Genomic DNA, 7,437 nt, shown 5'->3' with positions numbered 1-7,437 from the left:
TGTCCGTCGTCAGAACATTTGGCACAGGTCGCGGCGTAAATTAGCGGAGTGCGGGCCTCGTCTGTTGTTGGGTTTTAGGCGGCGAGCTTACGGTGTTGCAAGCGCCGATGTTCAATGGTCTGTCGCTTGATCCTTTCGCGTTGTTTGATGATGGCTGGTGCCCTGCCGAAGTAGGCGTCTGCGGGCGTCACGTTGTTTAGGCTCTCGTGGTATCGGCGGTGGTTGTAGTGCTCGACGAAGGTCTCGATCTGGGCCTCAAGGTCGCCGGGCAGGAAGTAGTTCTCGAGCAGGATGCGGTTTTTAAGGGTCTGGTGCCAGCGCTCGATCTTGCCCTGGGTCTGGGGGTGCATCGGGGCGCCGCGCACGTGGCTCATCTTGTTGGCCTCGATGTATTCAGCCAGTTCGCCCGCGATGTAGCTGGGACCATTGTCGCTGAGCAGCCGGGGCTTGTGCAACACCGTGGCGCTGTCGCATCCGGATGCGACCAACGCTACATCCAGCGTGTCGGTCACATCCTCGGCCCGCATGTTGGTGCACAACTTCCAGGCGATGATGTAGCGCGAGAAGTCGTCGAGCACGGTGGAGAGATACATCCAGCCCCACCCGATGATCTTGAAGTAGGTAAAATCGGTCTGCCACATCTCGTTCGGCCGGGTCGTCTTGGTATGGAACGCATCAGCCGCTTTCACCACGACGTATGCCGGGCTGGTGATCAGATCGTGGGCCTTGAGCAGGCGGTAAACCGTAGCTTCGGACACAAAGTATTGGCGCTCATCGGTAAATCGCACCGCCAGTTCGCGCGGTGACAGCTCGGACTGCTCCAGCGCCATTTCGACGATCTGGTCCTGCACCTCGGGCGCGATCCGGTTCCACACCCGGCCTGGAGCCGATGGCCGATCCGCCAACGCCTCCGGGCCGCCTGCGAGGTAGCGGTCATACCAGCGGTAGAACGTCCGCCGGGCGATGCCGAGTTGGTCCAGCGTTCGCTTGGCAGGCAGGTGGGACTGCTCGACGATCCTGATGATCTCGAGCTTCTCGGATGCGGGATACCTCATTCTTCGTCGCCCCCATCCGCGATCATGCTTTTTTTGAGCAAACGGTTTTCCAGCGTCAGGTCGGCCACGCATTCCTTCAGGGCGCGGGCTTCGCGGCGCAGATCCTGCACCTCGCCAGTGGTCGCGGCACGGGCGGTATCACCGGCCAACCGGCGCTTACCTGCTTCCATAAACTCCTTCGACCAAGTGTAATACAGGCTCTGGGCGATGCCTTCCTTGCGGCACAGCTCTGCGATGCTGTCCTCACCACGCAGGCCGTCCAGCACGATGCGGATCTTTTCTTCGGCAGAGAAATGGCGCCGGGTTGCTCGGCGGATATCCTTGACCACCCGCTCAGCTGGGGCCTTCTTGGGAGGGGATTTTTTCACGGAGGGTTGGGTCTTCATCTTCGTTCCTTCGTCACTACGACGAAGCCCCAACCCTCCTTAAATCACAACCTCAAATCTGTGCCATTGGTGCTGACGGGGGACATTGCTAGAGGACTTGAAGAAGCTCTGCATCGGGCATCGCAAGCCAGACCTCATCCTTTTCACTGGAGATCTCGTTCAGGCCGCTGGCGTGGATCCTCATGATGAGGCCTACGACTTTTTCATCTCGCGTGTGTCGAAGGCGACGGGCACAAGCGACGATCGCATTTTCCTTACCCCTGGAAACCACGATCTTTCTCGGAAGATTACGGAAGCTGCAGCTGAAACCCATCAACTTTGGCGTGATGACCTGGGCAAACCCGATGAGATAGCCCTCCTCAATCGGCGCTTCGATGCCGGCGAGTTTGACGAGCTGGCCAGGGAGAAGTTCGCAGCCTTCAACGATCTTGAGGCCTACCTCCGCGGCGACGACGTCAAACACTGCCGCAAGGTCGACAACGCATTCGTGCGGGTAGATCGGATCGATTCCCTCAATATAGACATCGTCACCTTCAACACTGCGGTCCTGTCGACCGGTGGGAGTGACAAATTCGCAAAGGACGAGCGCAATTTGGCGGTGCCGGAGTATGCGGTCATCGAAGCGGTTAAGGCGTTGACGCCGGATTCTCTTCGAATTTTCACCACGCACCATCCGCTATCGTCACTGAGCGAGGCTACGTCACGCTATCTCGAGGATCAGATAGCGAAGCATGCCCACTACCACCTCTTCGGTCACATGCATGACCCCAAGCCAAGGAACGTGTCGGGGCTGCGTGGCGAAGTTTTCACCGATCAGGCAGGGGCGATCTTCACCACCCGAACTGAATACTACAATGGCTACTCTCTGATCACCATCGATCGGGCAACTGGCCACACTGAGCTGCTGTTTCGTTCCTACTACAAGGATCGCAACGAATTCGACGAGGGCACTGACATACAGGAAGGCGGGAAGTGGTATAAGGATAACGACGCCCGTCAGCATTTCCGTAAGATTGCAGCGCCGGTCGATCTCGAAAAGTTCCGAGCGCACTTGTGCGGCGATTTCAAAGCACGTCTGGATGCGGATGATGCTGCTCCAGGCGGGGATGCGGAACTGCATCAGCGGTTTATCGAGCCGCCGATGATGAAGACCTCTATCATTGAAGCCAAGTCCACTGATGCCCCGGCCGAAGTTGAGATGCCGGTGTCGTTCCAGGAACTCGTAACCAGCCCTAGGAATGCGATTGTCTACGCCCGGCCTGAATACGGTCGCACGAGCCTTCTGCGCGAACTGCGGCACCAGATGGCTTGCAGCGTCGACAATGACGATTTTCCGCGCCTGCCTGTCATCATCGATTTCTCGCAGATCGCGCAGAACGTGAACAGGGTGCTTGGTCTGGTTCGAGGTGCGGCCGCTCCGCTTCCTGATGGCCATGATGCAGAGAGCCTTCTCAAGCTGGGTCACATTTGCGTCATGATTGATGACGTCCAGTTTGACGACAAGAAGCGCATGGGCCTGTTACGCGAATTCGTAAGTGCCTACCCCAGGGCTCGTTATGTGTTCTCGAGCAACTGGGACGCAGTCTACAGGTTTGGCGCCAAGATCAATCCTGAGATGCCTGTGCGGTTCGACTTCATCGAGTTGCAGGAACTCCGGCGAAGCAACATGCGCCAGTTGATCAGGAAGTTCGAACACTGCGACGATGTGGAGGGATGGCTCGACCGTCTGCAGGACCAATTTCGCGAAATCAATCTCCCCTTCACGGCGGCTAATGGGACGATCCTGCTGGAGATTTTTGGGTCGAATGGGAAATTTGCGCCGGTCAACCGGGCGGTTCTGATGGAGCAGTTCGTCGAAACGACGCTCGAAAAAGCCGCCGAAAATCAGAGCTACCGCGCGACGTTCGACTTCAACAACAAGGCTAATCTGTTGTCATATGTCGCAGCCTGGATGGCTCGCGAGAACCAGTATGTCCCCACCCGTGACGATGCGCGGGCCGCGATGAAGAAGTGCCTCGACGAGATGGGGCTAGATGCCCCGCCGCTCGATGAGTTGATGGACGAGTTCCTTTGCGCGAAGATCTTCGAGCGTCGTTCTGAGAACCGGGTGGCGTTCCGTTACCGCGGTGTCATGGAGTATTTCATCGCCTACCGGATGACCGTTGATCCAGACTTCAAGGACTGGGTCATGGACAAGGATCGGTATCTCACTTTCGTCAATGAGTTGCTCTACTATGCAGGCAAGACCAGGAACGACCCTGGCCTGATCGATCTCGTCCGAGACCGTCATCTTGCGATCTTCGAAGAGGCTACAAAGCACCTACAGCCCATCGACCTCAATGTATTCGATTGCTTCGTTCTTCCCAAGGATGACAAGGGCGAGACAATGGAAGACGCTGCCGCCAGGATTGTGCAGCCGCCGCTCACCCAGGAAGAGAAGGACGAGGAGTTCGACATCGATATCAGCCGCGATGAAGAAAACAGGCAGGAAGTATATCGGCCCAAGATCACCGAGATCCATGAGATGCTGACGTTTTCGCTGATGCTTTACTCGGGGCTGCTTCGAAATTTCGAGCATATGGCTGACGCGAAGAAGCGTGAGCATCTAAGGCACATCTGGCGTAGCTGGGCTACCATCATGCTGGATAACACCCGTTTTGCGCCTCGTCTGGCAGCCGAGCGCAAGATCCGTGTGAACGGCATCCTTTATGAGCTTCAAGCTCCAAAGGGTATGAGCGATTCTGCGCTGCTCAAGCAGATGTTGCTTTCGCTACCGCATGCGACAATCCGTCTGATTGCGACAACCATGGGCACGGAGAAGCTGCGTAAGCAGTTAATCGAGCCCGATCTCGAAGATGGATTGGAGCCGAAAATCATCCAGATGTTCCGGGTTGGCCTGATTACCGAATTGCGACTTGAGGAAACCCCCGGCGCGGTCAACGATCTGGTCGGTTCGCTGCGGGAAAATATGTATCTGCTGTGGTCTTTGGTGATCCATCTGGGGCATCTGCGGCGCCATGACCGTATTCGCGAAGATCACCTGAAAAAGCTGGTAGCTCCGACCGCTTCGGCCATCGCCGAACTTGGTGGTGGGTCAAGGCAAGATCGGGACAGCCAGCGAACCAAGCAGATCGCCCGATTGGAACGAGAACAGTTACTGCTGAAGATGAAGCGCGACAAGCCGTAAGTCTCGTGGCTTGGGCTTAAGCGGATTTTAGCCTGGCTCGTCCATTGCGAGCCAATGACGGAGATTCTCTCGGAAGATTGGCGGTGGATCAAACAGCATCCAAAGACCGTTGCATTCATTGTTTCCATCGTAACCGTGTTTGGCTTGCTGCTCGCAAATGGTGTTATGGAGACAGCCGCTGTTTATCAGCGCATGGCCGGGTCCCTGCGGATTCCGAGGTGATCTCGCGCGGTGTTCCGATTTGATCGCGCGCGGGATTCCGAGGTGATGGCGCGCGGTGTTCCGAGAATTGCGCGCGCAGCATTCCGATATGATCGCGCGCAGTTTGAGGTGAGGCTCACCTGATCGTTGGGGCATTCTTTCGACCGGATAACGGTTGGAGGAATGCATGCCGACGAGGAGAGTTACGATGCGCCATGTGCGCGAGATTTTGCGTCTGAGTCTGGACTGCGGGCTTTCGACGCGGGTGGTTGGCGAGCGGGTCGGGGTCGGACCGACGACGGTCCGGGATACGCTTCGGCGGTTCGATCGGTCGGGTCTGACTTGGCCAGTGCAGCCTGAAATGACGGACAGCGACCTGGAGTCCCGGCTCTACGGCGTGCCAGGGGTGAAGCCCGGGCGCCGCAAGTTGCCTGAGCCCGACTGGGCGGTGGTGGCGCGCGAGTTGAAGCGCAAGCACGTGACGCTGCAGATCCTGTGGGAGGAATACCACGCGGCGAACCCCGACGGCTATCGCTACAGCCGGTGGTGCGACCTGTTCCGGCGCTGGGAAGGCCGGCTGCCGCTGGTGATGCGCCAGAGCCATGCCGGCGGTGAGAAGCTGTTCGTTGATTATGCGGGCGACACGGTGCCGGTGGTGGTAGACCGCAGAACCGGCGAGATCCGCGATGCGCATCTGTTCGTCGCGGTGCTGGGCGGCTCGAGCCTGTCGTTTGCGTGTGCGACCTGGACCGAGCAGTTTGCTGACTGGGCCGAGGCTCACAATGCTGCCTTCGCATTCTTCGGCGGAGCGCCGCAGCTGCTGGTGCCCGACAATGCCAAGGTCGCGGTGATCAAGGCTTGCCACTTCGATCCGATGCTCAACCGCAGCTACACGGACATGGCTCGGCATTACGGGACGGCAGTGCTGCCGGCACGGCCGAGGAGGCCCAAGGACAAGGCGAAGGTTGAGGCCTGTGTCAGGATCGTCGAGCGCTGGGTGCTGGGCCGTCTGCGCAATCGCATCTTCTACAGCCTGGCCGAGCTCAACGCTGCCATTGCCGAGTGCCTTGCTGATCTGAATGAGCGCCGTGTGCTTCGCCAGTTCGGCCGCACGCGCCGCCAGCTGTTCGAGGAGGTCGATGCGCCGAACCTGAAGCCGCTGCCACCGGAGCCATGGGTTCATGCGCAATGGAAGCGCTGCCGGGTTGGGCTCGATTACCATATCGCGCTCGAGCAGCATCATTACTCGGTGCCGCACCGCTACGCGCGGCGCGAGGTTGAGGTGCGTTACACGGCCCGCAGCGTCGAGATCTTCCTCGGCGGCGAGCGGATCGCGGTGCACATGCGCGGCAGTGGCAATGGTCGGCACACGACCGTGCCCGAGCACATGCCATCGAGCCACCGGCGCTATCTCGACTGGACACCGGCAAAGATCCAGGAGGAGGCGGGCCGGATCGGCCCGATGCTGTCGCTGTTGATGGCGCGCATCATCGAGGACCGGCCGCATCCCGAGCAAGGCTACCGTTCGTGCCTGGGGATCATCGGCTTGTCCAAGCGGTTCGGCGCTGAGCGCCTTGAAGCGGCTGCGCTTCGCGCGCTGGAGATCGGCGCGCGCAATTATCCGTCTGTAAAATCGATCCTCGAAAAGGGGCTCGACAAGGTGCCCGTGTCCAAAGCCCCGGAGCGCGAGCCGATCCTGCACGACAATATCCGGGGCTCTCAATACTACCACTGAAAGGAGCAAGGATGCTCAAACACCCCACACTTGATCAGTTGAACCAGCTTGGCCTTATCGGCATGGCCCAAGCCTTTGCGGATCTGGATGGCAATGGCGATGCCGCCAGCCTGAACCACGCGGAATGGCTGGCGCTGCTGCTCGATCATGAAGCGACATGGCGCAATGACAAGCGCCTCGCCCTGCGCCTGCGTCAGGCAAAGCTGCGGCACCAAGCCGTGCCTGAGGACGTTGATTATCGCAGCGCCCGCGGGCTCGATCGGCGGTTGTTCGAAATGCTGCTGAAGGGCAGCTGGATCGCTGCCCATGAGAACTGTGCGATTATCGGACCAGCAGGGGTCGGCAAGAGCTGGCTGGCCTGCGCCGTCGGGCATCAGGCCTGCCGTGACAATCGCTCGGTTCTCTACACCCGCCTGCCGCGGTTGATCGACGAGCTGTCGCTTGCCAAGGGCGATGGCCGCATTGCTGCGCGCATGAAGAGCCTGGCCCGCGTGGACCTGCTCATCCTCGATGACTGGGGGCTTGAGCCGCTCGATGGCAATGCCCGCCATCATCTGCTGGAGATCCTCGAGGATCGCTATGGGCGCCGTTCAACGCTCGTAACAAGCCAGCTACCCATCGCGCGCTGGTTCGATCTCATCGGCGATCCGACCTACGCCGATGCCATCCTCGATCGGCTTGTCCACAACGCCCACAGGCTCGAGCTATCCGGGGAATCCATGCGGCGAAGCATCGCCGCTCAAGCCGCTTGACCCGCGGCAAAGCATAGTGCCACAACATACCAACGATCAGGTGCTTCACCTGCGCGCGATCAAAGCGGAACGCTGCGCGGCATCAGATCGGAATACATGCGCGCGATCGTCGGAATCCGCA

Annotated in this window: 5 protein-coding genes; 4 read left to right on the top strand and 1 reads right to left on the bottom strand. The window is 59.3% G+C overall.

Annotated elements, in window-relative coordinates:
* Window positions 1-74: 74 nt before the first annotated feature.
* Window positions 75-1,441, bottom strand: a protein-coding gene (locus BZF57_RS20440; protein WP_120222458.1) for an IS3 family transposase whose coding sequence is annotated in 2 segments (ribosomal slippage) — window positions 75-1,090 and window positions 1,090-1,441 — 1,368 coding nt in all. Because the reading frame shifts where the segments join, the coding sequence is not laid out codon by codon here.
* Window positions 1,442-1,538: 97 nt separating this feature from the next.
* On the opposite strand from BZF57_RS20440, the gene BZF57_RS20435 reads away from it, so the two are divergent.
* The 4 genes from BZF57_RS20435 to istB all read left to right on the top strand — a co-directional run bounded on the left by BZF57_RS20435 (window position 1,539) and on the right by istB (window position 7,316).
* Window positions 1,539-4,628: a metallophosphoesterase gene (locus tag BZF57_RS20435; RefSeq protein WP_162291061.1), complete on the top strand. Its 3,090-nt coding sequence runs from the start codon at window positions 1,539-1,541 to the stop codon at window positions 4,626-4,628.
* Between the two features lie 54 nt (window positions 4,629-4,682).
* Window positions 4,683-4,850, top strand: coding sequence for a hypothetical protein (locus tag BZF57_RS21290; protein WP_162291060.1), 168 nt, complete (start codon window positions 4,683-4,685; stop codon window positions 4,848-4,850).
* Between the two features lie 187 nt (window positions 4,851-5,037).
* On the top strand, window positions 5,038-6,564 hold the full coding sequence (gene istA / locus BZF57_RS20430) for an IS21 family transposase (RefSeq protein ID WP_162290999.1): 1,527 nt from the start codon (window positions 5,038-5,040) through the stop codon (window positions 6,562-6,564).
* A gap of 11 nt (window positions 6,565-6,575) precedes the next feature.
* Window positions 6,576-7,316 carry an IS21-like element helper ATPase IstB gene (istB, locus tag BZF57_RS20425; protein WP_086738086.1) on the top strand — a complete coding sequence of 247 codons (741 nt, stop codon included), beginning with the start codon at window positions 6,576-6,578 and terminating at the stop codon, window positions 7,314-7,316.
* Window positions 7,317-7,437: the final 121 nt, after the last annotated feature.

This window comes from Erythrobacter colymbi (genome assembly GCF_002155685.1).
Lineage (GTDB): Bacteria > Pseudomonadota > Alphaproteobacteria > Sphingomonadales > Sphingomonadaceae > Erythrobacter > Erythrobacter colymbi.
This window is presented reverse-complemented; position numbering and strand designations above follow the sequence as displayed.